At 74.2% G+C, this 23,180-nt stretch carries 21 protein-coding genes; 10 read left to right on the plus strand and 11 right to left on the minus strand.

Translation table 11 applies throughout. The features are described from left to right. Positions 1-187: 187 nt before the first annotated feature. Positions 188-847, plus strand: coding sequence for a pyridoxal 5'-phosphate synthase (locus AB0D01_RS14045; protein ID WP_363055404.1), 660 nt, complete (start codon positions 188-190; stop codon positions 845-847). A gap of 109 nt (positions 848-956) precedes the next feature. Here AB0D01_RS14045 and AB0D01_RS14050 read toward each other — a convergent pair whose 3' ends face one another. The 3 genes from AB0D01_RS14050 to AB0D01_RS14060 form a co-directional block, all read right to left on the minus strand. Then, entirely contained in the window at positions 957-1,418 is a 462-nt protein-coding gene (locus tag AB0D01_RS14050; protein ID WP_363055405.1) for a Zn-ribbon domain-containing OB-fold protein, read from the minus strand. Then, on the minus strand, positions 1,415-1,867 hold the full coding sequence (locus AB0D01_RS14055; RefSeq protein ID WP_363055406.1) for a DoxX family protein: 453 nt from the start codon (positions 1,865-1,867) through the stop codon (positions 1,415-1,417). The genes AB0D01_RS14050 and AB0D01_RS14055 overlap by 4 nt, the downstream gene beginning before the upstream one ends. 79 nt (positions 1,868-1,946) lie before the next feature. Beyond that, positions 1,947-2,714, minus strand: a complete 768-nt coding sequence (locus AB0D01_RS14060) for an aspartate/glutamate racemase family protein (protein ID WP_363055407.1) — start codon at positions 2,712-2,714, stop codon at positions 1,947-1,949. Between the two features lie 257 nt (positions 2,715-2,971). Here AB0D01_RS14060 and AB0D01_RS14065 point away from each other — a divergent pair, with 257 nt between their 5' ends. The 6 genes from AB0D01_RS14065 to AB0D01_RS14090 all read left to right on the plus strand — a co-directional run bounded on the left by AB0D01_RS14065 (position 2,972) and on the right by AB0D01_RS14090 (position 13,736). Then, a complete protein-coding gene (locus AB0D01_RS14065) occupies positions 2,972-4,183 on the plus strand; it encodes an NAD(P)/FAD-dependent oxidoreductase (protein WP_363055408.1) in 1,212 nt (403 codons plus the stop codon). Positions 4,184-4,537: 354 nt separating this feature from the next. Beyond that, positions 4,538-6,781, plus strand: coding sequence for an acetate--CoA ligase family protein (locus AB0D01_RS14070; RefSeq protein ID WP_363055409.1), 2,244 nt, complete (start codon positions 4,538-4,540; stop codon positions 6,779-6,781). Between the two features lie 89 nt (positions 6,782-6,870). Continuing rightward, a complete protein-coding gene (locus AB0D01_RS14075) occupies positions 6,871-7,722 on the plus strand; it encodes an enoyl-CoA hydratase-related protein (RefSeq protein ID WP_363055410.1) in 852 nt (283 codons plus the stop codon). A 143-nt stretch (positions 7,723-7,865) separates the two neighbouring features. Then, complete coding sequence (locus AB0D01_RS14080) at positions 7,866-9,332, plus strand: DUF11 domain-containing protein (RefSeq protein ID WP_363055411.1); 1,467 nt, start codon at positions 7,866-7,868, stop codon at positions 9,330-9,332. Between the two features lie 60 nt (positions 9,333-9,392). Beyond that, positions 9,393-11,498, plus strand: coding sequence for a hypothetical protein (locus AB0D01_RS14085; RefSeq protein WP_363055412.1), 2,106 nt, complete (start codon positions 9,393-9,395; stop codon positions 11,496-11,498). A gap of 78 nt (positions 11,499-11,576) precedes the next feature. After that, positions 11,577-13,736, plus strand: coding sequence for a DUF11 domain-containing protein (locus tag AB0D01_RS14090; protein ID WP_363055413.1), 2,160 nt, complete (start codon positions 11,577-11,579; stop codon positions 13,734-13,736). A gap of 51 nt (positions 13,737-13,787) precedes the next feature. Here AB0D01_RS14090 and AB0D01_RS14095 read toward each other — a convergent pair whose 3' ends face one another. Continuing rightward, the gene (locus AB0D01_RS14095) at positions 13,788-14,576 is read right to left on the minus strand and encodes a VOC family protein (RefSeq protein ID WP_363055600.1); all 789 of its coding nucleotides are present in this window, start codon (positions 14,574-14,576) and stop codon (positions 13,788-13,790) included. Positions 14,577-14,809: 233 nt separating this feature from the next. Between AB0D01_RS14095 and AB0D01_RS14100 the strand changes: the two genes are divergently transcribed. Continuing rightward, positions 14,810-15,430, plus strand: coding sequence for a flavin reductase family protein (locus AB0D01_RS14100; RefSeq protein ID WP_363055601.1), 621 nt, complete (start codon positions 14,810-14,812; stop codon positions 15,428-15,430). Positions 15,431-15,511: 81 nt separating this feature from the next. Here AB0D01_RS14100 and AB0D01_RS14105 read toward each other — a convergent pair whose 3' ends face one another. The 3 genes from AB0D01_RS14105 to AB0D01_RS14115 are packed head-to-tail and all read right to left on the minus strand — an operon-like array spanning position 15,512 to position 18,696. Beyond that, entirely contained in the window at positions 15,512-16,579 is a 1,068-nt protein-coding gene (locus AB0D01_RS14105) for a Zn-dependent alcohol dehydrogenase (RefSeq protein ID WP_363055414.1), read from the minus strand. After that, positions 16,576-17,775, minus strand: a complete 1,200-nt coding sequence (locus AB0D01_RS14110) for an acyl-CoA dehydrogenase family protein (RefSeq protein WP_363055415.1) — start codon at positions 17,773-17,775, stop codon at positions 16,576-16,578. The genes AB0D01_RS14105 and AB0D01_RS14110 overlap by 4 nt, the downstream gene beginning before the upstream one ends. Positions 17,776-17,784: 9 nt before the next feature. Then, positions 17,785-18,696: an SDR family oxidoreductase gene (locus AB0D01_RS14115; protein WP_363055416.1), complete on the minus strand. Its 912-nt coding sequence runs from the start codon at positions 18,694-18,696 to the stop codon at positions 17,785-17,787. A 154-nt stretch (positions 18,697-18,850) separates the two neighbouring features. Here AB0D01_RS14115 and AB0D01_RS14120 point away from each other — a divergent pair, with 154 nt between their 5' ends. Continuing rightward, positions 18,851-19,777, plus strand: coding sequence for a cyclase family protein (locus AB0D01_RS14120; protein WP_363055602.1), 927 nt, complete (start codon positions 18,851-18,853; stop codon positions 19,775-19,777). A gap of 146 nt (positions 19,778-19,923) precedes the next feature. Here AB0D01_RS14120 and AB0D01_RS14125 read toward each other — a convergent pair whose 3' ends face one another. Beyond that, positions 19,924-20,403, minus strand: a complete 480-nt coding sequence (locus AB0D01_RS14125; protein ID WP_363055417.1) for a hypothetical protein — start codon at positions 20,401-20,403, stop codon at positions 19,924-19,926. A 388-nt stretch (positions 20,404-20,791) separates the two neighbouring features. Between AB0D01_RS14125 and AB0D01_RS14130 the strand changes: the two genes are divergently transcribed. Then, on the plus strand, positions 20,792-21,337 hold the full coding sequence (locus AB0D01_RS14130; RefSeq protein ID WP_363055418.1) for a hypothetical protein: 546 nt from the start codon (positions 20,792-20,794) through the stop codon (positions 21,335-21,337). A gap of 145 nt (positions 21,338-21,482) precedes the next feature. Here the strand turns inward: AB0D01_RS14130 and AB0D01_RS14135 are convergent, their stop codons facing one another. The 3 genes from AB0D01_RS14135 to AB0D01_RS14145 form a co-directional block, all read right to left on the minus strand. After that, positions 21,483-21,725, minus strand: coding sequence for a hypothetical protein (locus AB0D01_RS14135; protein ID WP_363055419.1), 243 nt, complete (start codon positions 21,723-21,725; stop codon positions 21,483-21,485). A 181-nt stretch (positions 21,726-21,906) separates the two neighbouring features. After that, on the minus strand, positions 21,907-22,401 hold the full coding sequence (locus AB0D01_RS14140; protein WP_363055420.1) for a hypothetical protein: 495 nt from the start codon (positions 22,399-22,401) through the stop codon (positions 21,907-21,909). 246 nt (positions 22,402-22,647) lie between these two features. Further along, positions 22,648-23,133 carry an ATP-binding protein gene (locus tag AB0D01_RS14145; protein ID WP_363055421.1) on the minus strand — a complete coding sequence of 162 codons (486 nt, stop codon included), beginning with the start codon at positions 23,131-23,133 and terminating at the stop codon, positions 22,648-22,650. Positions 23,134-23,180: the final 47 nt, after the last annotated feature.

The raw sequence follows: 23,180 nt of genomic DNA on the forward strand, positions 1-23,180 counted from the left end.
GGGTGGCCGAAGGCCATCGCGAAGCGACGCGAACGAAGTGAGCGCCCTTGAGGGCCCGGCCCGCCCCGGAGAGACGATGAGACTGACGGGAAACCCCCGGCACCTCCCCGACCCCGCCCCGCGGTGTTCCGCCGTGCCCCGGCCGCACCCCCGCCCCCGCCCCTCGATCCCCCTCTAGCCTGACCCCATGACCAGCGACTTCCACAGCACCCTGCACTCCCTGCGGGTCTGGGACACCCTGCTCCCCGGCTTCGACGTCGACGCCGCGCCCGACGAGCCCCTCCCCCTGTTCCGGCAGTGGTTCGTCGAGGCCGCCCGGGCCGGGCAGCCCGAGCCGCACACCGTGAACCTGGCCACCGTGGACGCCGAGGGCCGGCCCGACGTCCGCGTCCTGATGCTGCACGACGCGGACCCGCGCGGCTTCCACTTCGCCTCGCACGCCACCAGCGCCAAGGGGCGGCAGCTGGCCGGGCGCCCGGACGCGGCGCTCTGCTTCTACTGGCCCTCGGTGGGGCGCCAGGTCCGGGTGCGGGGTCGGGTCGGCGCGTGCGGGCCCGAGGAGAGCCGGGCGGACCTGGCCGTGCGTTCGCGCGGGGCGTTGGCGGCGGCCCTCACCGGGCGCCAGAGCGAGGTCCTGGATTCACCAGAGGAGTTGGCGCGGGCCTCGGCGGCGGCGTGGGAACGGGCCGGCGCCGAGCCGGAGGCTCCGGCGCCGACCTGGACGCGCTACGTCCTCGACCCCGCCGAGGTGGAGTTCTTCCAGGGCGACGCGGCCCGCCGTCACGTCCGGCTGCGCTACCGTCGCACGGGCCCCGCCGCCTGGCGGCGCGAACTGCTCTGGCCCTAGGGCCTGTCGTCAAACTCCCGTCTGCCCCGCGACGCCCGGCACGCGCTCTCGCCGCACCGGACGCCGCGGGGCCCCCCTCCGGGCGACGACAGGAGTTTGACGACAGGCCCTAGCGAGCCCCGCCCGGCCCCCCGGCCCGGCGGAACACCGGGACGTGGACCGATTCGGCCGCCTCCCGGAAGGCGACCTCCAGCGGCATGCCGACGCGCAGCCCCTCGTGCGGGCAGTCGACGACCTCGGTCATCATCCGGGGTCCTTCCTCCAGGTCGACCACGGCCGCCACGTACGGCACGCGCGCGCCGAAGGGCGGGAGGTCGTTGCGGTGGACGACGGACCAGGTGTAGAGGGTCGCGCGGCCGGAGGCCGGCTCCCACGTCACCCGGTCCTCGCCCGCCCAGCAGTGGGGGCAGAACTCGCGCGGGTAGTGGTGCGCGCGGGCGCAGTCCGCGCAGCGGCGCAGCAGGAGGCTGCCGCGGCCGGCGGCCTCCCAGTAGGGGCGGGTGAACTCGTCGACCTCGGGGAGGTCGAAGCGGGGGCCCACGCCCGCGCCGTCGGCCGCGCCGGCGGTCACAGGAAGAGTCCGATCGCCGCGTCCAGGGACCAGGTCTGCCATCCCATGGCGAAGAGGGCGACGAGCGAGATCAGCGCCATCATGGCGTTCTGCCCCTGCTCGGCCCAGTCGTGGATCATGAGCACGAGGTAGAGCAGGTTCAGCAGGAGGCCGCCGATCAGGGCGATCGGGGTGAGGAAGCCGAGGACGAGGCCGAGGCCCAGGGCGAGTTCGGCGTAGACGACGACGTACGCCACGATCCTGGGTCGTGGCTGGACGACCTTGGCGAACCCGGTCCTGACGAAGGGCCACCGGTGCCTGCCGGCGACGTCGGCGGCCCAGGCGATGCCCGTGCCGCGCTCGAACCAGCCCTTCTTGTCCTTGTGCCGCCAGCTCTCCAGCCACCACAGGCCCAGGCCCATGCGCAGCACGGCGAGCCATTCGGCACCGCTGAGCCAGATGGTCTGCATCGCCGCCCCTCCCACCCTCGATCTGACGGTACGTCAGTTCAGCGGATGTCGGCCGATCCCGCAAGGGGGGCGGCGCGGCCTACGCCCCGAACACCTCCCCGTACCCCCGCACCCCGTCCGTCGGGGTGCCCGTCGCGCGGAGGGCGGCCCACAGGAGCACCTGGTTCGCGGTGAGGACGGGGCGGCCCAGGGTGGCTTCGAGGGCCTCGATGACCCCGACGGCGCGGAAGCCGTTGCCGCCGATGACCACCGCCTCGGCGCTGTCGGGGACCTCGGCGGCCACCCAGGCGTGCAGGGCCTCGGGCCGGATCAGGACCTGCCCGCTGGGCAGGGAGCAGGGGGCGGCGTACGGGACCTCGAAGCCGACCTCCTCGTAGTAGCCGCGGCCGAGTTCGCTCAGGGTGGCCCCGAACCACGGGGGGTCGACGAGGGCGATGCGTTCGACGCCCAGGAGCCGCAGCGCCTCGACGGCGGCGGCGCAGGGGGCGACGACGGGCAGCCCGTGGGCCCGCTCCCGCAGCCGGTCGAGCATGTACGCCTCCCCGCGCGCGCCGATGACGTAGGCGGAGCTGGTGAAGGCGTAGGCGAGGGCGCCGACGGGGGCCGCCGCGAGCAGGGCGGCGGCGTCGTCGACGTGTGGGGGTTCAGCGAAGGCCCGTACGGGGGCCAGGGGGATGGTGTCGTCCATCGCCCCGCCGGGCCCCATCGCGCCGAACGGCACGCGCGCGACGTGCAGGCCCACGTCCGCGGGGGCCATGGCGCGCAGCTCCGACTCGGGGCCGACGTCGGCGTGGGGGGTGAGGATTCCGAGGCGGACGCGTACGTCCCACCCGTCGGGCTGCCACATCGCGCGTCCCTCTCCGCCGGGGTCCGGCCGCGTCCGGACCCGTCCTGTCCTGCCCTGTCCTGCCCTGTCCTGCCGTGCTCTGCCCTGCCCCGTCCGGTCGTGTCAGGTCGTGTCCGACCGCGTCCGGTTCCGGTTTCGGATCTCCACTGTGGCAGCGCGGGGGCCCCCGTCCGCGGGGCCGCGCCGTGATCGATCCGCAATCGATTCACTCCTCGTCCGAGACCCATCAACGCTGGGTGTCGATACGCTCACTCCTCATGCCCGCGACCGATGTGACCGCCGCCGACATGACCGCCACCCAGCCCCGCCCGGTGTACGTGATCGGCGGTGGGCCCGGTGGCCTCGCGGTCGCCGCCGCGCTGCGTGCGCGCGGGGTCCGCGCCGTGGTCGTCGAGAAGTCCGGATCCGTGGGCGCCTCCTGGCGCGGCCACTACGAGCGGCTGCGCCTGCACACGACGCGGCGTCTGTCGGCCCTGCCGGGGCTGGCGATCCCGCGCCGCTTCGGGCGGTGGGTCGCGCGGGCGGACGTGGTGCGGTACCTGGAGAAGTACGCCGAGTTCCACGAGCTGGAGCTGGTGACCGGCGTGGAGGTGACCCGCGTCGAGCGGGCCGCCGGCGGGAGCGACGCCGCCCCCGCAGACGCCGCCCCCGGCGACGGCTGGGTCCTGCACGCGACCGGAGGCCGGCTGCTCGCGGCGCGGGCCGTGGTCGTGGCGACGGGCTTCAACCACACCCCGGCGGTGCCCGACTGGCCCGGCCTCGACACGTACACGGGCGAGCTGCTGCACGCCGCCCGCTACCGGGAGCCCGGGCCGTACGCCGGCCGGGACGTGCTCGTCGTCGGGGCCGGCAACACGGGCGCGGAGATAGCCGTGGACCTGGTCGAGGGCGGGGCGGCACGGGTGCGGCTGGCCGTGCGCACCGCGCCGCACATCCTGCGCCGCTCGACGTGCGGATGGCCGGCGCAGCGTACGGGGATCCTCGTGCGGCGGCTGCCGGTGCGGCTCGTGGACCGGCTCGCGAAGCCGGTCGCGAAGGCCTCCGTCCCCGACCTGTCGGCGTACGGGCTGCCCCGCCCGACGACCGGCTTGTACAGCAGGGTGCGGCAGGGGGCGATCCCGGTGCAGGACGTCGGCCTGATCGCGGCGGTGCGCGCGGGGCGGGTGGAGCCGGTCGCGGCCGTCGCCTCCTTCGACGGTGGCGAGGTGGTGCTGTCCGACGGGACGCGGATCTCCCCGGACGTGGTGGTCGCGGCGACGGGCTACCGGCGGGGGCTGGAGGGGCTCGTGGGGCACTTGGGGGTCCTGGACGGGCGCGGTCGACCGCTGGCGCACGGGGCGCGGACCGCTCCGGGGGCGCCGGGGCTGTACTTCACCGGGTACACCAACCCGATCAGCGGGATGCTGCGCGAGCTGGCCCGGGACGCGGAGAGGATCGCCCGGGCGCTGGCCCGGAAGAAGCGCGCGTAGCCGCGCCTGGGCCCGTGCGCCGACCCGGGTCGGGGGCGCCGGCGTCGGCCGGATCGGGTCTGGACCGTGTGCGGAGCGGCGTGCCACCGTGCAGGCGGGGGCGCGTACCACCGTGCGGCGGGGCCGCGCACCGCCCCGGCGGGCGGGTCCGCGCGCCGACGGCCGTGCGGACAGCGGCGCGCACACGGACGCGGACGCGTGCGATCCCACGGACGCGGACACGGACACATCCGCACATCACCTCCACCACCTTTCCTGCGCATCCCTGTTCCTGACGGCTCGTCAGTTCAGTAACCTGACTAAGCGTCAGCTATTGATTCCATCGAGGTTCATCGAGCAGGAGCGGGCGAAGCGATGCTTGGATCAACTCACGGCACCCTGACCACCGACCTCCGCGCACGAGTCGAGGCCTGCGGGGAGACCCCCAGGACGGCCGTCCACTCCACGGCCGCCCTGTCCGGCGAGGACCCCGCCGCCCTGGACGTCAGCGGACGACCCCTGCACTCCGATGCGCCCGACCTCGACCGGTTCTTCCGGCCCGAGTCCGTGGCCGTCATCGGCGCCTCCGACGCCGAGGGCCGACCCAACACCGGGATCACCCGGCAGCTGATCGCCTGGGCCGAACGCGTCGGAGCCCGCGTCCACCCCGTGCACCCCACCCGGACCTCCGTTTTCGGCCTGCCCTGCCTGTCCTCCGTGGCCGACCTGGCCGAGCTGCCCGAACCGGTCGACCTCGCCGTCCTCCTCGTCGCCGACCCGGTCCCGGTGATCGAGGAACTCGCCGACACCAAGGTGAAGTTCGCCGTCGCCTTCGCCTCCGGCTTCGCCGAGACCGGGGACACCGGGGCCGCCGCGCAGGCCCGCCTCGCCGCCGCCGTGCGCCGCTCCGGGCTGCGCCTGCTGGGCCCGAACACCAACCTCAACGCCTTCCAGGAGTTCCGCGAGGACCTCGACGGGCCGGCCATCGCCCTCATCACCCAGTCCGGCCACCAGGGCCGCCCCGTCTACACCCTCCAGGAACTGGGCATCCGCCTCTCGCACTGGGCGCCCACCGGCAACGAGGCCGACCTGGAGACCTCCGACTTCATCTCCTACTTCGCCGAGCAGCCCGAGGTGGGGGCCATCGCCTGCTACGTCGAGGGCCTCAAGGACGGCCGTTCCTTCCTGCTGGCCGCCGACCGGGCCGCCCGCAACGGGGTCCCCGTCGTCGCGGTCAAGGTCGGGCGCACCGAGACCGGCGCCCGCACGGCCGCCTCGCACACCGGGAAGCTGACGGGGGCCGACACCGTCGTGGACGCGGCCATGCGCCAGTTCGGGGTGATCCGCGTGGACGGCCTGGACGAACTCCAGGACACCGCCGCCCTCCTCGCCCGCGCCCGCGCGCCCCGCGCCGACGGGGTCGTCGTCTACTCCATCTCCGGCGGCACCGGCGCCCACTTCTCCGACCTGGCCACCGAGGCGGGCCTGAGCCTGCCGACCCTCTCCGCGGCCAAACAGGACGAGCTGCACCAGTGGATCCCGTCCTACCTCAACGTGGCCAACCCGGTGGACAACGGCGGGCACCCCGTCGGCGACTGGCGCGGCCGGAAGATCATCGACGCGATCCTGGCGGACCCCTCCGTGGGCGTCCTGATCTGTCCGATCACCGGGCCCTTCCCGCCGATGAGCGACCGCCTCGCCCAGGACCTCGTGGACGCGGCCGAGGCCACCGACAAGCTGATCTGCGTGATCTGGGGTTCCCCCGTCGGCACCGAGGAGGCCTACCGCACCACCCTGCTCGGCTCCTCCAAGGTGGCCACGTTCCGCACCTTCGGCAACTGCATCACCGCCGTGCGCGCCTACCTCGGCCACCACCGCTTCACCGCCTCCTACCGCTCTCCCTTCGACGAGGCCCCCCGCACCCCGTCCCCCTCGTACCGCAAGGCGCAGGCCCTGATGCGGCCCGGCCAGCAGCTCAGCGAGCACGCCGCCAAGCAGCTCCTGCGGGCGTACGGGATACGGGTCCCCCGCGAGCAGCTCGTGACCAGCGCGGCCGCCGCCGTGCGGGCGGCGGGCCTGGTGGGGTACCCGGTCGTGATGAAGGCCTCGGGGCCGCAGCTCGGGCACAAGACGGAGCTGGGCCTGGTGAAGATCGGGCTGACGTCCGCGAGCCAGATCCGTGACGCCTACCGGGAGCTCACCGACATCGCCCGCTACGAGAACGTCCCGCTGGACGGCATCCTCGTCTGCCAGATGGTGGAGCGGGGCGTCGAGATGGTCGTCGGCGTCACCCGCGACGACCTCTTCGGGCCGACGGTGACGGTGGGGCTCGGCGGGGTCCTGGTGGAGGTGCTGCGGGACGCGGCGGTGCGGGTGCCGCCCTTCGGGGAGGACCAGGCCCGCCACATGCTCACCGAACTGCGCGGGCACCCCCTGCTGGAGGGCGTCCGCGGGGCGCCGCCGGCGGACGTCGACGCGCTGGTCGAGGTGATCCTGCGCGTGCAGCGGATGGCGCTCGAACTGGGCGACGTGCTGTCCGAGCTGGACATCAACCCCTTGATGGTGCTGCCGCGCGGCCAGGGGGCGGTCGCCCTGGACGCCCTGGCCGTCTGCCGCTGACGCACAGCACGCGCCGCACGCGCCGCACGCGCCCGGAACGTACCCGGACCGCGCCCCGTACCCCCGCCGTCGAGAAGGAGCCGCCCGCCATGTCCGCCACCCACCCGGGCCCGGAGCCCGCCCCGAGCGCCCCGAGCGCCCCGCCCCGGGACCCCTCGGACGAGGTCCTGCACCGCGTCGAGGCCGGCGTCTCGTGGATCACCCTCAACCGCCCCGACGTGATGAACGCCGTCACCCCGGAGCAGCGCGAGCGGGTGATCGCCCTGCTCGACGCGGCATCGGCCGACCCCGAGGTGCGGGCCGTCGTCCTCACCGCGACCGGGAAGGGCTTCTGCGCCGGCGCCGATCTGCGCGGGGCCCCGGCGACCGGCGAGCGGGGCGTCGGTGACGTCGCCCGCCTGATCCGACTCGGGGCGCAGCGTCTGATCACGGCGGTCATGGACTGCGAGAAGCCGGTGATCGCCGCCGTCAACGGGACGGCCGCGGGCATCGGCGCCCACCTCGCCCTGGCCTGCGACCTGGTGGTGGCGGCGGAGCCGGCCCGGTTCATCGAGGTGTTCGTGCGGCGCGGGCTCGTGCCGGACGGCGGCGGCGCGTACCTGTTGCCGCGGCTGGTGGGGCCGCGGAAGGCGAAGGAGCTGATGTTCTTCGGGGACGCCGTGCCGGCGGCCGAGGCGGCCCGGCTGGGGCTGGTCAACGCGGTGGTGCCGGCGGCGGAACTGGAGGCCACCGCCCGGGCCTGGGCCGAGCGGCTCGCGCAGGGGCCCACCCGGGCGCTGGCCCTGACCAAGCAGCTCGTGAACGCCTCCTTGGACGGGGACCGGGCGGCCGCCCTGGCCGCCGAGGCCACCGCCCAGGAGCTGAACATGGGCACCGCCGACGCGAACGAGGGCGTGGCCTCCTTCGTGGAGCGGCGGACCCCGAAGTACCTGGGCCGCTGAGCGCTCCCGGAGGGACGGGGGTGCGTCCGAGGGGCTGAAAACGCTCACCCATGAGGCAGCAGAGATCAACTCGGCACGGCATGCGCGACCGATTTGTGTGAATAGCTGACCGCATGGGTCCTACTTGGCGAGTGAAAGGCCGCGTGCCGCGCGCGTTGTGCGCCGCGACGGCCTCCGTGTTCCTGACCGTGACGCCCGCCGCGGCCTCCGCCCCGACGGACCCGGGCCCGCGCACCACGGCCGAGCCGGCCACCGGACCGGACACCCGCCCGGACGCCCGACCGGACGTCGGCCCGGACCGGGCGGACCCCGCCGTGTCGGACCCCCTCGCCCCCGCCGCGCCCTCCCCCTCGGCATCGTCCGCGCCGCCGGACGGCGGCGACCGCGCGCCGGACCCGGGACGACCGGCCCCGTCCCCCACCCCCACCCCCACCCCCTCCCTCCTCCCGGACCGGGACACCGGCCCGCGCACCGGCCAGGGCGTCGGCCCGGGCGCCGACCTCGCCGTCTCCGCCGGCGTGCGCGCCCGCCCGGCCGCACCGGAGCGCGAGCGCCACGACGGCGGGGCCCTCGCCGCCACGGAGACGTACGACTACCTCGTGACGGTGACCAACCACGGCCCCTCCACCGCCCGTCAGATCACCGTCACCGACCGGCTCCCGGCCGCCCTGGACTTCCTCTCCTCCCGCGACGGCTGCACCGCCGCCGGCAGGACGGTCACCTGCGGGCCGCTGCCCACCCTGGCGGTCGGCGCCTCGCACACCTGGGTGCTCACGGTGCGACTCGCGCCCGGCTACCGGGGCGAAGGCGACGACATCGTCAACGAGGCGACCGTCGACGCCCTCACCCCCGACCCCCACACCGGGAACAACTCCACCTCCCTGACGGGCCTGGTGCTCCCGCCCAGCGCCCGCCTCGCGGACCTCTCCCTGCGCAAGACCGCCCTGCTCGCGAAGGGCCGCGAGGACGTACGGCCGGGGGAGAAGTTCACGTACCTGATCTCGGTGCACAACGCGGGCCCGGCGACGGCCCGCGCCGTCGAGGTCTTCGACCGGCTCCCGGCCACGCTGACCCTGCTGTCCTCCCCCGACGACTGCGCGCTCGCCCCGAGCGGGGAACGCCTCGTCGTGTGCCCCGCCCTGGACCGGCTCGCGCCGGGCGCCACGGCGGAGTTCCGGATCACCGTACGGGCCGCCCCGCGCGACCGGGCCAACCCCCCGCGCGGGCGCTGCACCCCGATCGAGAACGTCGCCCGGGTCTCCTCTGCCGTGCGCGACCCCGACCCCTCCGACAACGCCAACGCCCCGGACACCACGGGGCCGAACGGCGGCCGGCTGTGCCTGGTGTCCGACGGCGGCAAGGACCACCACGGCGACCACGACCACCCCGCCAGGCCGGACCACCACGACGGTCACCACGGCAAGGGCGACCACGGCAACGGCGACCACGGCAGGCCCGGTCGGGACGACGGCAAGGACCACCACCCGGGCCGCGGCGACCTGGCCGACTCCGGGGCCCGCGTACCCGCCTGGCTCGGGTGGGCCTCGGCCGCCCTGCTCACCTGCGGGGCCGCGCTCCGCGTGGCCGCGCGACGACGCCCCCGCCGCTGACCGCCCCCGCACCACCACCACGACCACGATGACGACCACGATGACGAGGTACGCACCGGCATGAGAGCGCGTTGGACCGCCCGGTGGCGCAGGGCCGCCGTCCCCCTGCTGTGCGCGGCCGCGCTCACGGCGCCCGCGACCGGCCCCGCCGCCGGCGCGGACGGCCCGGCCGCCGCCCCGCGGCCCCTGCCCCGCGCGATCAGCTTCCCGGTGAACGAGACCTTCGACAGCTCGACCAACCTGGGCACGACCAGCGGCAACGCGAGCTACCCCGGGGGCGGCTGGCTGCGGCTGACGTCCACGAGCACCAACCAGGCCGGCACCTGGAAGATGAAGGAGGCCTTCTCCACCACCCTCGGCATCGTCGCCGAGTTCCGCTACGCCACCTACGGCGGCACCGCCTACGACGGCAAGCGCGGCGACGGCCTGTCCTTCTACCTGACCGACGGGAGCGCCTCCGACGGCGTCGGCCCCTCCGGCGGCAGCCTCGGGTACGCCTGCTCGGGCGCGGCCTCCCGCTGCCTGACCTCGGGCGTGCCGGGCGCCTACCTCGGCATCGGCCTCGACGAGTTCGGGAACTTCTCCTCCACGGGGGTCGGCAACGGCGGTCCGGGCACCCAGGCCAACAAGGTCGTGGTGCGCGGCGGCGGCAGCGGCACGACGGGCTACCGCTACGCCACGGCCGTCGACGGGCCGGGCTCGACCGTGGAGACGGGCAGCCGCGCCAAGGAACGCAAGGTGCGGGTCTCGCTGCTGCCCAGTGGTTCCAAGATGCTGCTGTCGGTGTGGTCGGACAGCGGCCCCGACACCGCGATGACGCAGCTCGTCACCGACTACGACGTCACGACGATCACCAATCAGCCCGCTCTGCCCTCCACCCTGAAGGTGGGTTTCTCCGCCGGTACGGGCGGCGCCACGAACAACCACGAGATCGACGACCTGACGATCAACGTGCCCGCCGACCTGAAGGTCGTGAAGTCGACCACCCAGTCGACGGTGCCGGCCGGCGATCCGGTGACGTACACGGTCACCGTCTCCAACAGCCAGGCCAACGACGTGACGGGCGCCGTCGTGCGCGACACCGTGCCCGAGCTGACCGGCGTGAGCTGGACCTGCAAGGCCGGCACCGGCGGCACCTGCGGGGCGGCCTCCGGGAGCGGCAACGTCCTGGACACGAAGGCCGACCTCAAACGCGGCGGCTCCGTCACGTACACGATCACCGGCAACGCCCCGGCCCAGCCGTCCTCCCTGTCCAACACCGCGACGGTGACGGCGCCGACGGACCGTACGGACACCAACCCGGCGGACAACACCTCCACCGCCTCAGCCGTCACGGTGACGGCGCGCGCCGACCTGGCCGCCGAGAAGGAGGGGGTCGGGGCGGGGCCGGTGGCACCGGGCGAGGAGTTCGAGTACCGGATCACCGCCCGGAACCTGGGGCCGTCCCACACGCAGACGGTGTTGATGTCCGACACCCTGCCCGGCCCGCTGCGGTTCGTGTCCTCGGTGAGCGGCTGTACGGCCACCGGTCAGCAGTTGTCGTGTCCGGCCCGGGGCCCGGTGAACGCGGGCGCGAGCGTCGCGTGGCAGGTGCGCGTGCGGCTGGACCCGGCGTACGCGGGGGACGGCACCGACCTCGGCAACGTGGCGTCGGTCCGCCAGGGCCTGCCCGACCCGCAGCCGGCGAACAACACCAGCGCGGCGACCGGTCCGCCGGGCGGTCTGGCGGCGGCGCGGGCGAACCTGTCGCTGACCAAGGCGGCGCAGGACCGTACGCCGGTCGCGCCCGGGGAGACCTTCACGTACACGGTGACGGTGCGCAACGCGGGGCCGTCGGTGGCCCGGCGGGTGCGGGTCACCGATCCGCTGCCGGCGGGCCTGGTGTTCGTCTCCGGGGCGGACGGGTGCACCGCCTCGGGCAGGGACGTGACCTGCGGGACGGAGGCGGTCGTGGACCCGGGCGGCTCCCGGTCGTGGACGTTCACCGTGCGGGTGGATCCGGCGTACGCGGGTGACGGGGTGGCGCTGCGCAACACGGCGACCGCCGCGTCGGACACCGCCGATCCCGACCCGGCCGACAACAGCGGTTCGGCGGGTGCCCCGGGCGGGCGGATCGCCCCGGCGAGAGCCGACATCGAGCTGGCCAAGGACGTGCGCGCGGGCTGATGCCCACGCCCGTCCTTCCCCGAACTCCCGTACAGCGCTCTGTACGGTCTCTCACGCACGAAACGGAAACGATGCGCGATGACGACGACACCGGGCCGGCGGTCGGTGGCGCGGGCCTTGGCCCCGCTGCTCTGCGCGGCCGCACTGTGGGCCGTACCGGCCCCGGCGGCCGCACAGCCCACGACCGTACGGGCCATCACCACGGCGCCGGCCTCGACGGCCCGGGGCGCCCATTCCGTCGAGGTGACGGTCCTGCGGACGAAGGCGAACGCGAAGGCGAACGGGAAGGCCAAGGCCCCGGGTGACCTGATCACGTACACCCTGACGGCGCGGAACCGGGGTCCCTCGGTCGCCCGGAACGTGACGGCGCGGGACCGGCTGCCCGACGGGATCACCTACGTGGGTTCCTCGGACGGCTGCACGGCGGTCGGCCAGACGGTCACCTGCGGGCCGGAGCCGCAGTTGGCGGCCGGGCAGAGCCGCAGCTGGAGCTTCCAGGCCCGGCTGAGCGCCTCGTACCAGGGCGACGGCTCGGACCTCGGCAACAGCGCGAACGGCACCTCGGACGCCACGGACCCCGATCCCGGCAACAACAAGCCGGATCCGGTGCTGCCTCCGGGGCCGTTCGGGCCGGTCTCGGACCTGGCGACCGTGAAGACCCCGTTGGGTACGGGGCCGACCGTGCCGGGCCAGGAGTTCGAGTACGAGGTCCGCACGTCCAACAAGGGGCCCTCCGACGCGCGCAACGTGGTGGTGACGGACACCCTGCCCGACGGGCTGACGTACGTCTCCTCCGCGGACCCGTGCTCGGTGTCCGGCCGGACGGTCACCTGCGGCCCGCTGGCGCGGATGGCGCCGGGCGGGGACGTGACGTGGACGTTCAAGGTGAAGCTGGACCCGGCGTACGCGGGTGACGGCTCCGACCTGCGCAACACGGCGACGTCCTCGTCGGCTTCGAAGGAGCCCGAGCCCGCCGACAACACCTCGCAGCCGGTGCTGCCGCCTGGTGGGGTCACCGAGCCGCAGGCCGACGTGTGGACGGCGAAGCGGACCGCGAACGACACCCCGATCGCTCCCGGGCAGACGTTCGAGTACCTGGTGACGGCCACGAACGACGGCCCGTCGCGCGCCGTGAACACCACGATCACCGACAGGCTGCCGGCGCAGCTCGCGTTCGTGTCCTCGCCCGACGGCTGCTCGGCCACGGACGGTACGGTCTCCTGCGGCCCGCTGGCCGTACTGGAGCCGGGGGCCTCGCGGACGTGGCGCTTCACCGTCCGTCTGGACAGCGAGTACACGGGCAACGGCTCGGACATCCGCAACACGGCGACGGCGACCGCGCGGACCAGGGACCCGAAGCCGGAGAACAACACCAGCAGTCCGGCCGGCCTGCCGGGCAGCACCGTCACCAAGCCGACCGCGGACCTCGGGGTCACCAAGGAGGCCGTCGGCACCCGGCCGCCGGTCCCGGGCGAGAACTTCGACTACCGGATCAGGATCACCAACAAGGGCCCGTCGGCCGACGCGTTCAACGTGAAGCTGACCGACAACCTGCCCGAGGGCCTGTCCTACGTGGCCTCCTCGCCGGCGGGCTGCACCGTCGCGGGCCGGCTGGTGTCGTGCAAGCGGACCACCCCGCTGAAGGTCGGCGAGACCGTCGAGTACCTGCTGACGGTGAAGGTCGACCCCGCCTACAAGGGCGACGGTTCCGACCTGCGGAACACCGCCGAGGTGACGGCCGACAACATCGACCCCGCGTCGGAGAACGACAAGAGCACGGCGACCGTCCCCGGCGGGCACGTCGCCGAACCGGCGGCCGACCTGGCGATCACGAAGAAGCCCGTGCAGAGCGCCCCGGTCGCCCCGGGCGAGACCTTCGACTACGCCATGACCGTCGTCAACAACGGCCCCTCGCAGGCCGACCAGGTCACGGTCACCGACGTCCTGCCGACCGCGCTGAGCTTCGTCTCGGGTGACCCGACCTGCACCTCGGGCCGGACCATCACCTGCGGCCCGCTGGCGCACCTGGCCCCGGGCGCCTCGATGACCTGGGTGATCAAGGTGAAGCTGGACCCGGAGTACACCGGCAACGGTTCCGACATCCGCAACACCGCGACGGTCGACTCCCTCACCCCCGACCCGCGCCCGGCGAACAACACGAGCGCGGCGGCCGGCCCGCCCGGAGGCACCGTCAAGGAGCCGACGGCCGACCTGGAGGTGGGCAAGACGACCCCGTGAACCGGTCCGGTCGGCGGGGCGCGCGTCCCGCCGACCGGAGCCCGCCGCGCCCTACGCCCCGGGGTTCGGCTTGAGCAGGGCGAACACCGCGCCGGCCGGATCGGCGACCCAGCCGATCCGGCCGACGTCCGGCACGTCGGCGGCCGGCATCAGCACGCTCCCGCCGGCCTCCCGCACCGTCCGGACGGTGGCGTCCACGTCCGGCACGTGGAAGTAGGGCACCCAGCGCACGGCCCCGCCGTCGCCGGCGCCCTCGCCGAGCGGCGCGACCCCGCCGAAGGAGCCGTCCTCCTGGTCCCCGTCGGCGACGCTCAGGACGCGGTACGTCATCCCGGGCGTGCTCATCTCGGCGTGGCGCCAGCCGAACAGTCCGGCGTAGAAGGCGATGGCCGCCTGCGGGTCGGGGGCGTGCAGTTCCACCCACACGAGGGTGTTCTCGACGGAGGCGGCCTCCAGCCCGACGGTCCTGCCCGGCTGCCAACAGGCGAACTCGGCGCCCTGCGGGTCGGTGAACGCGGCGAGCCGGCCCTCCTCCATCACGTCCCCCGGTTCCATGCGCACCCGCCCGCCCCCGGCGGTCACGGCCCGGGCGGTGGCGTCGACGTCGTCGCTGCGGAAGTACACCGTCCAGGCGGACGAGGCCCCCTCCTCGGTCAGCGGCCCGAGCGCGGCGACCGTCCGGCCGCCGAGCCGGAAGAACCCGTACCCGCCGACCTCGGATCCGGCGGAGACGTGCTCCCACCCGAAGACGCGGGTGTAGAAGTCGGCGGCGGCCACCGTGTCGGGGCTGCCGAGGTCCAGCCAGTTGGGCGATCCGGTGCGGAAGTCGGTGCCGAGCATGAGGTCCTCCTGGGGGCCGTGGTGACGGCGGCGGGCGAGCACCGCCTCGTTTCCGCCCGCCACGATGCCCACCGCCCGACGGGCGGGCCCCCGTACGGCCCACCGACCCCGTGCGTTTCACCCGTACGGGCGGCGGCGCCCCGGCGCGGGGCGTTCGCCCGCCCGCGCTCCTCCACCCCTTCACATCTGACGATCCGTCAGCTTCAATCGGGAGGGTGATGGGACACGCAGGGATGGCGGCCACCGTCGTCCGATACCTCAGGTCGGTCGGCTCCCCCACCTCGGGCGGGCCGGATCCCGCGGGCGCGGGGATCGACGCGCTCCCACGGCCCGACCTGCGGGCCGTAGGGGAGGACGAACGGGCGCCCGTGAGCCCCGCCGAGTTCCGCGCCGTACTGGGCAACTTCGCGAGCGGGGTCACGATCATCACCGCCCCGCCCGGCGAGGACGACGGCGGGCCGGCCGGCTTCGCCTGCCAGTCCTTCGCCTCGCTCTCCCTCGACCCGCCCCTGGTCACGTTCATGGTGGCGCGCACGTCGACCACCTGGCCGCGCATCGCCCGCGCCGGGGTGTTCTGCGTGAACGTCCTCGGCGCCGACCAGGGCGCACTGTGCCGCGCCTTCGCGATCAGCGGCGCCGACAAGTTCGCCGGCGTCGGCCACCGCCCCGCCCCCGCGACCGGATCGCCGCAGCTCGACGACGTGCCCGCCTGGATCGACTGCCGCGTCCACGCCGTGCACACCGGCGGCGACCACCTGATCGTCGTCGGCCGCGTCGAGGCGATGGGCGCACGGGGCGAGGGCGACCCCCTCCTCTTCCACAAGGGCCGCTTCGGCCGCCTGGCCACCGACTGAGCCCGACCGGAGAGCGGCCCGCCCCGGCGCGCGCGAGCCCGGCCCGTCGTCCCACCGGGCCGGGCTCGCGCGCGTGCGCCGTCAGAAGGTGAGCACCCCCCGGGCCACCCGACCGTGGTGGGCGTCGTCCACGGCCTTCGCGAAGTCCTCCACCGGGTAGACCTCCGTCACCAGCTCGTCCAGCAGCAGCCTCCCCCGCCGGTACAGGTCGGCGTACAGCGCGATGTCACGCTGGGGGCGCGAGGCCCCGTACCGACAACCCATGATCGTCTTGTCCAGGTACATGGACGACACGAGGAAGGACGCCTCCTCCTTGAAGCCCGGCACGCCCAGCAGGACCGCCTGCCCGTGCCGGTCCAGGAGGTCGACGGCCTGCCGGATCAGCCGGACGTCGCCGACGCACTCGAAGGCGTGGTCCGCGCCCGTCGGCAGGATCTCGCGCACCGCCGCCGAGGTGTCGGCCACGGCCGAGGCGTCCACGAAGTGGGTCGCGCCGAACCGCCGGGCCACCGCCTCCTTCGCCGGGTTCGCGTCCACCGCCACGATGGTGGACGCCCCCGCGATCCGCGCGCCCTGGAGCACGTTGAGCCCGATGCCCCCGGTGCCGATGACCACCACCGTCTCGCCCCGGTCCACCCTGGCCCGGTTCAGCACGGCCCCCACCCCCGTCAGCACCCCGCAGCCGATGAGCGCCGCCGAGGTCAGCGGGATGTCCTCGGGGATCCGCACCGCCTGCACGGCCTTGACGATCGTCCGCTCCGCGAACGCCGAGTTGGAGGCGAACTGGAACAGCTCCCGCCCGCCCCGCGAGAACGGCCGCGCCGGCATCCCGATCGCCTTGCGGCACATCGTCGGCCGCCCCCGGTCGCAGTCCGCGCAGGCCCCGCAGTTCGCGAGGGTCGACAGGGCCACGTGATCGCCGGGCGCCACGTGGGAGACCCCCGCGCCGACCGCCTCCACCACCCCCGCGCCCTCGTGCCCGAGCACCACCGGGGGCGGGAAGGGGATCGTCCCGTCGATCACCGACAGGTCGCTGTGGCACAACCCGGCCGCGCGGATCGCGACCAGCACCTCCCCCGGCCCCGGCTCCCGGATCTCCAGGTCCGCGACCACCCGGGCCTGCTTGCCGTCGAACACGACGCCTCTCACCTGGACTCCTTAGGCAGGCCGAGCACCCGCTCGGCGATGATGTTCCGCTGGATCTCGTCCGAGCCGCCGTAGATCGTGTCGGCGCGGGTGAACAGGAAGAGCCGCTGCGCCTCGTCGAGCCCCGACCCGTACGGGACCTCCGCCGACCAGGGGTCCGGCCCGACCGTCGCCGCCGCCCCGCGCACGGCCACGGCCAGCTCCCCGAGCCGGCGGTGCCAGCGCCCCCACAGCAGCTTGGCCACGCTCGGCGCCCCCGCGTCCCCGGCGCGGCCCAGGGTGCGCAGGGCGTTCCAGCGCATGGCGCGCAGCTCGGCCCACTGCCGTACGAGTTCCTCGCGCAGGACCGGGTCCGGGGCGGGGGAGGCGGCGTGGGCGGCGAGGACCCGCTCCAGTTCGGCGGCGAAGCCGATCTGCTGGACGAGGGTGGACACGCCGCGTTCCAGGGCGAGCAGTCCCATCGCGACGGACCAACCGTTGCCCTCGCCGCCGACCACGTCGGTGGCGACGGCCCCGTCGAAGAAGACCTCGTTGAACTCGGCCGTGCCCGACATCTGGCGGATCGGCCGGACCTCGACGCGGCCCGGCTGGTCCATCGGTACGAGCAGGAAGGACAGGCCCCGGTGGCGGCGCGAGCCGGCCTCGGTGCGGGCCAGGACGAAGCACCAGTCGGCCTCGCGGGCCAGCGAGGTCCAGATCTTCTGTCCGGTGACGCGCGGCAGCCCGTCGCCCCGGTCGCGCACGGCGCTCGTGCGGACGCCGGCCAGGTCGGACCCGGCGTCCGGTTCGCTGTAGCCCTGGCACCACAGTTCCTCGCCGCGGGCGATGCCGGGCAGGTGGCGGGCCCGCTGCTCGGGGCTGCCGTAGGCGATCAGGGTGGGGGCGAGGAGGTTCTCGCCGATGTGACCGACCCGGCCGGGTGCGCGCGCCGCCGCGTACTCCTCGGCCCACACGACCTGTCCGGTCAGGGAGAGCCGCTGCCGGCCGTACGTTCCGTCGGGCAGGTCCCAGCCCTGGCCGATCCAGCCGCCGCGGCCCAGCTCGCGCTCCCAGGCGCGGCGGAGGGCCACCTCCTGGTGTTCGCCGCCGGGTCCGCCGAGGCCGACGGCGCGCGCGTAGGGGCCCACGAGGTGCTCCGCGAGCCACGCGCGGGCGCGGGGGCGCAGTTCCTCGGCCTCGGGGCCGAAGCTGAAGTCCACCGGGTCCCCCTACGCGTTGGGGCGGTCCTTGGCGGCCGCCGCCTTGGCCATGGCTTCGAGCTGCGCGAGCATCGGCATGGGGTCGGTGCCGACGGTCCCGGGCAGGAAGTCGGCGATCCGCTCGGGGGTCCAGGGGCCCTCGGCGTAGCCGGCGCGCAGTTCGCGGGGCTGCGCCCAGACGGCGATCTTGGGTCCGGCGATCGTGTAGACCTGACCGGTGATGCCCTCGCCTCGGGCGCGGTCGCTGAGGAGGTAGGTGACGAGGGCGGCGACGTCCTCGGGCTCGCCGATCTCCTTGAGCTCCATGGGCACGTTGGCGGACATCCGGGTGCGGGCGACGGGGGCGACGGCGTTGGCGGTGACCCCGTACTTGTGCAGGCCGAGGGCGGCGCTGCGGACGAGGGAGATGATCCCGCCCTTGGCGGCGCTGTAGTTGGCCTGGGCGACGGATCCCTGGTGGTTGCCGCTGGTGAAGCCGATGAGGGTGCCGGCGCCCTGGCGGCGCATGACGGCGGAGGCGGCCCGGAAGAGGGTGAAGGTGCCCTTGAGGTGGGTGGCGAGGACCGGGTCCCATTCCTCCTCGGACATGTTGAAGAGCATCCGTTCGCGCAGGATGCCGGCCACGCAGACGACCCCGTCGACGCGGCCGTAGTGGGCGAGCGCGGTGTCGACGACGCGTTGGCCGCCGGCCATGGTGGAGATGTCGTCGGCGACGGCGACGGCCTGCCCCCCGGCGGCGAGGATCTCCTTGACCACCGCGTCGGCGACCTCGCTGCTGGGCGCGTTGCCCTCCATCCCGACGCCGTAGTCGTTGACGACGACCCTGGCGCCCTCGGCGGCGGCGGCGAGTGCCACCGCGCGGCCGATGCCCCGGCCGGCGCCGGTGACGGCGACGACCTTGTCTGCCAAGAAGTTCCCCACGTCCGGCCCCTTCCCGCGTTTTCTGACGGTCCGTTAGATTCTATGACCAGTCGGATGCCGCGGCACAAGCCCCGGTCGGCATCGGTTGTCGGCAGCGGTTGCCGGCAGCGGCCGTCGACAGTGGCCCTCGCACACACAGGAGTTGATGGGAACCGTGTCCCTGCCCCCCGAGTTCCACGACATCGCCAAACGCGTCAACAACTGGGGTCGTTGGGGTGCCGACGACGAGATCGGGACCCTGAACCTGATCACGCCGGAGGTGGTGCGGGCCGCCGCCGCCGAGGTCCGCGACGGCCTGCGGATCCCCCTGGCCCTCCCCCTGAAGGAGGACGGGGTGCAAGCGGGGCTGATCCCCGGGCGGATCAACCCGCTGCACACGATGGTGCAGATCAACCAGGAGCTGTTCGGCCCGGGGACGGTGGCGTGCAGCGACGACGCCGTGACGATGGGCCTCCAGTCGGGCACCCACTGGGACGCCCTGACGCACGTCTCCCACTCGGGCCGCATCTACAACGGCCGCCCCGCGTCCACGATCACCGCGCACGGGCGCGCCGAGTTCAGCGGCATCGACAAGGCCACCCCCGTCGTGTCGCGGGGCGTCCTGCTGGACGTGGCCCGCGCCAAGGGCCTGGACCGGCTCCCGGGCGCCCACTCGGTGACCCCGGAGGACCTGGCGGAGGCGGAGGAGTTCGGCCGGGTCACGGTCCGGGCGGGCGACGTCGTCCTGGTCCGCACCGGGCAGGTCCAGGTCTACCTGGCGGGCGACCGGCACGGCTACGGCTTCCCGTCACCGGGCCTGTCGGTGCGCACCCCGCAGTGGTTCCACGCCCGCGACGTCGCCGCCGTCGCGAACGACACCCTCACCTTCGAGATCTTCCCGCCGGAGATCGAGAACCTGTGGCTCCCGGTGCACGCGCTGGACCTCGTCGAGATGGGCATGCACCAGGGCCAGAACTGGAACCTGGAGGCGCTGTCCACAGCCTGTGCGCAAGCGCGCCGCCACTCCTTCCTCCTGTCCGCGATGCCGGAACCCTTCGTCGGCGCCACGGGCACCCCGGTCTCCCCGGTGGCCCTCCTCTGACCCCGGGGACGGCGGCACGGAGCGGCGGGGTCAGCCGTCGGTGGCCCGCGGGTGCCCGGTACCGGCGAAGGTGATCCAGCAGGTGACCCGCGCGAGGTCCACGAGGTGGGGCGCCGGCGGTGCGGCGCGGTCGCCGCGGCCCACGCTCACACGACGTCCCGGGGATCGGGCACGGAGCCGTAGTCCGCGTCGTGGTCCGCCGTCAGGGCGGCGAGGAGTTCCGGGTCGGAGTGCACCTCGGCGGTGTGCTGCCAGGCGATCAGCATCTGGGCGACGGACGCGCTGTTCCCGATCGAGTCCGCCGCCCTCATCGTGTCCACCAGCTCGACGGCGAAGGCGTGCACGTCGGGCTCCGGCAGGAACCGCACCCACGGAAACGCGTCGGGCAGGATGTCGAGGAGCAGCTCCGCGCTGCCCGGCTCGCGGCGCGCCATCGCCGCCAGCATGCGCGTGGCGGCCGACACCACCGTCCTGTCCTGTTCGGCGCGGGCGGCGGTGGTGAGGACGAGATCCTCACCGTCCCTGCGGTGCAGGACCAGCCGCGACGACTCCTTCAGGCGGGCCAGCGTCTGCCTGTTCTTGTTCACCAGCTCGGAGAAGTTCACTGCGGCGTTCTCGGCGGTCATGTCTTTCAAACTACTTCGAAACTCCCGAGACGGACCATCCCCCACACGAGGGAACCGCGCCCCCGCACCCCTGCCCCGTTCCCGACCCCTTCGCCCTGTTTCGCGCCACTCGGGCGGGGCGGGCGGGCGGGGAGGGGTGGGGGCGGGGGGAACGCGCACGCCAGGGCGGCAAAACCGTTGCCCCTTACACCGAGGCACGCGCACAGACGTGCGAGACGCGTGAGGCTGGTGGGGTGGGACGGTATGGGTGGTAAGCCCAGAAGACCCCCATCGCGACCGATTACGCCCTTCATGTGCCGCGCCGCCTTCGAAAGGATGGGCCGCGACACCGGGCCGGCGCACGTCGCGCACGAAGGCCCTCCGGTCGCCGACGCAGAGGGGAACCACCATGTCAGCGCGCAAGACCCTGGCGATCATGACCGCTACAGCGGCCCTGATCGCGGGCCCCGTCCTGTCCGCCCACGCCTCGACCGCCACCCCGACCGACCAGCGGATCGCCTACGCCGAGCAGGCGCGGGCCGCGGGTCTCACCGACCGCCAGGCCGGACAACTCCAGGAGCGGGTCGACGCCTTCCTCACCGAGGACCCCCAGGCCCGCCAGGTCTCCGCCAACAGGCTCGCCACCGCCGGCGGCACCGTGACCCTCGCCGTCCCGGGCCGCGCCGAAACCCGCGACCTCGCCTCCCCCGAAACCGCCCTGGCCTGCAACAACGGCCACCTGTGCATCGTGGACGGGCGCGGCGTCAACTACGACTACTACCGGTGCGGTTACTACGACTTCAACGGCATCGGCAACGGCACCTTCAACAACAACCAGACCTCCGGCACCCGGGCCCGCTTCTACAACTCGGACGGCAGCGAACGCTGGTCCAACGTCGCCAAGGACTCCGGAACCGCCTCCTGGACCCCCGTCTACCACATCCGCCCCTGCTGACCCGTACCCCTGACCACCCCTGACCGCCCTCCCCGACCGGTGCCCCCGACCCCCACCCCCCGGGCCGGGGGCACCCCCGTGCCCCCGCCCGGCACGAAGGGGCGGTCGACGCGAACGTCGACCGCCCCTTCGCGTGGCGCGGTCGTCAGGCGCCGAGGTGGTAGGCCTTCGCCCACTCCTTCTCGCCCTCGCCGGCGCAGGTCGAGGTCCAAACCGGGCCGACCTGGCGCGGGATGGCCGCGGCCGCGGAGCAGGTGTGCGCGAACTGCGCGTGCCCACCGGCGAACTTGCCGATCTCGACACCACCGTCGGCCAGCGCGGCGCCGGCACCGCCCAGCAGGATGCCGGCGGCCAGGACAGAGGACGTCAGGGCAGAACGGATACGCATGACTCTCCTAGGAATCTCGTCGACGCGCCGGGAAACGAGCGCGTGACCGCTTCAACCCCGCACGCGGCACCCGGGGAACGGCCCTTCACTCCGATGGCGCCCGGCAAGACCCTCCTACGGTGAATGGTCATATGACCGACATGCCCGCCCGCGTGCCGCCCGCGGCGCCGCCCCGGGGTCCTCAGGGCAGCCGGATGCCGCCCTCGGCGTCCAGGACGAGCGGGTGCGCCTCGTCGTCCTCGTACCAGCGCAGCCCGCCCACCGGGCCCGTCGGAGAGACCACGTGCGGAGCCAGCAGCGCGAGGAGGGCCCGCACCTCCGGGCGGTTCTCGACGTGGAACTCCTGGCGGGCGGTCAGGCGCAGGCCGCGCTCCGTCGGCTCCAGCGCGGCGTGCAGCGTCCCGCCGACCTTGTACGCCTCCCCGCGCAGGGCGAGCACCCGGTAGTCCGGGTCGTACGCGCCCTCGAACGCCTCGTCGTCCGCGTCGAACTCCGCGAGCGGGTGGGGCGGGACGCCGTCCCCGTCGAACCCGTCCTCGCCGAACTCGTCCCCGTCGAACTCGTCCCCGTCGATCTCGGGCCACGGCGTGAGGTGGGTGCGGAGCCGCGCGAGCACCGGTTCGGGGGTGGACGCGTCGAGGTCCAGGGCGAGTTCCAGCTCGTAGATGTCTGCCATGGCGATCATCGTACGAACGGGCACCGACAGCGGCGCCGGTCCGTCGTCCGTCGCCGATCCGGACCGGATCGGGGACCTGACCGAGGACCTGCGGGTGGCGGCGTGCGTTCGTGCACGCCCCGAGCGCGGCACGGCAGCCGCCACCCCACGACCCGCACTCGTCAAGGCACAGGACCCTTGGCGTCCCCTCGCGACGAATCGCTCACCACCAGGGTGATCAACATGTGACGAACCGTCAACACCTCGTTAGAGGTACACCCGCGGTTCCCGGCACCGGGCAAAGTTTTCCTCCGGGTCGGTCGCGAGCCCCGCGACCGCCGCGACCGCCGCCGGGGCCTGGGGGGCCACCGCCCGGTCGACCTCGCACCAGATGCGTTTGCCCGCACCCTCGCGCTGCCACCCCCACCGGTCCGCGAGACCGTCCACCAGCTCCAGCCCCCGCCCGCCGGTGTCGTCCCCGGCGGCCTGTCGCCTCGCCGGGGCCCGGTCGCTCGTGTCGGCGACCTCGACCCGCACGCCCGGCCCGCCGAACAGCATCCGCAGCACGGCCGGACAGCCCGTGTGCACGACCGCGTTCGTGACCAGCTCGGAGATCAGCAGGATGAGCGTCTCCGCGAGCGGCTCGTCCTCCCCCACCCCCGACCCCGCCAGCCTGGAGCGGGCCCATCGCCGGGCCCGACCGACCTCGGCGGGGTCCGGTCCTACCTCAAGCTGTACCTGAAGCACCTGCACCGCTCACACCATCCGAACCGGCGGACACTTCGCCTCGCGACAGGATG

Source organism: Streptomyces sp. NPDC048606 (assembly GCF_040650855.1).
Classification (GTDB): Bacteria; Actinomycetota; Actinomycetes; order Streptomycetales; family Streptomycetaceae; genus Streptomyces.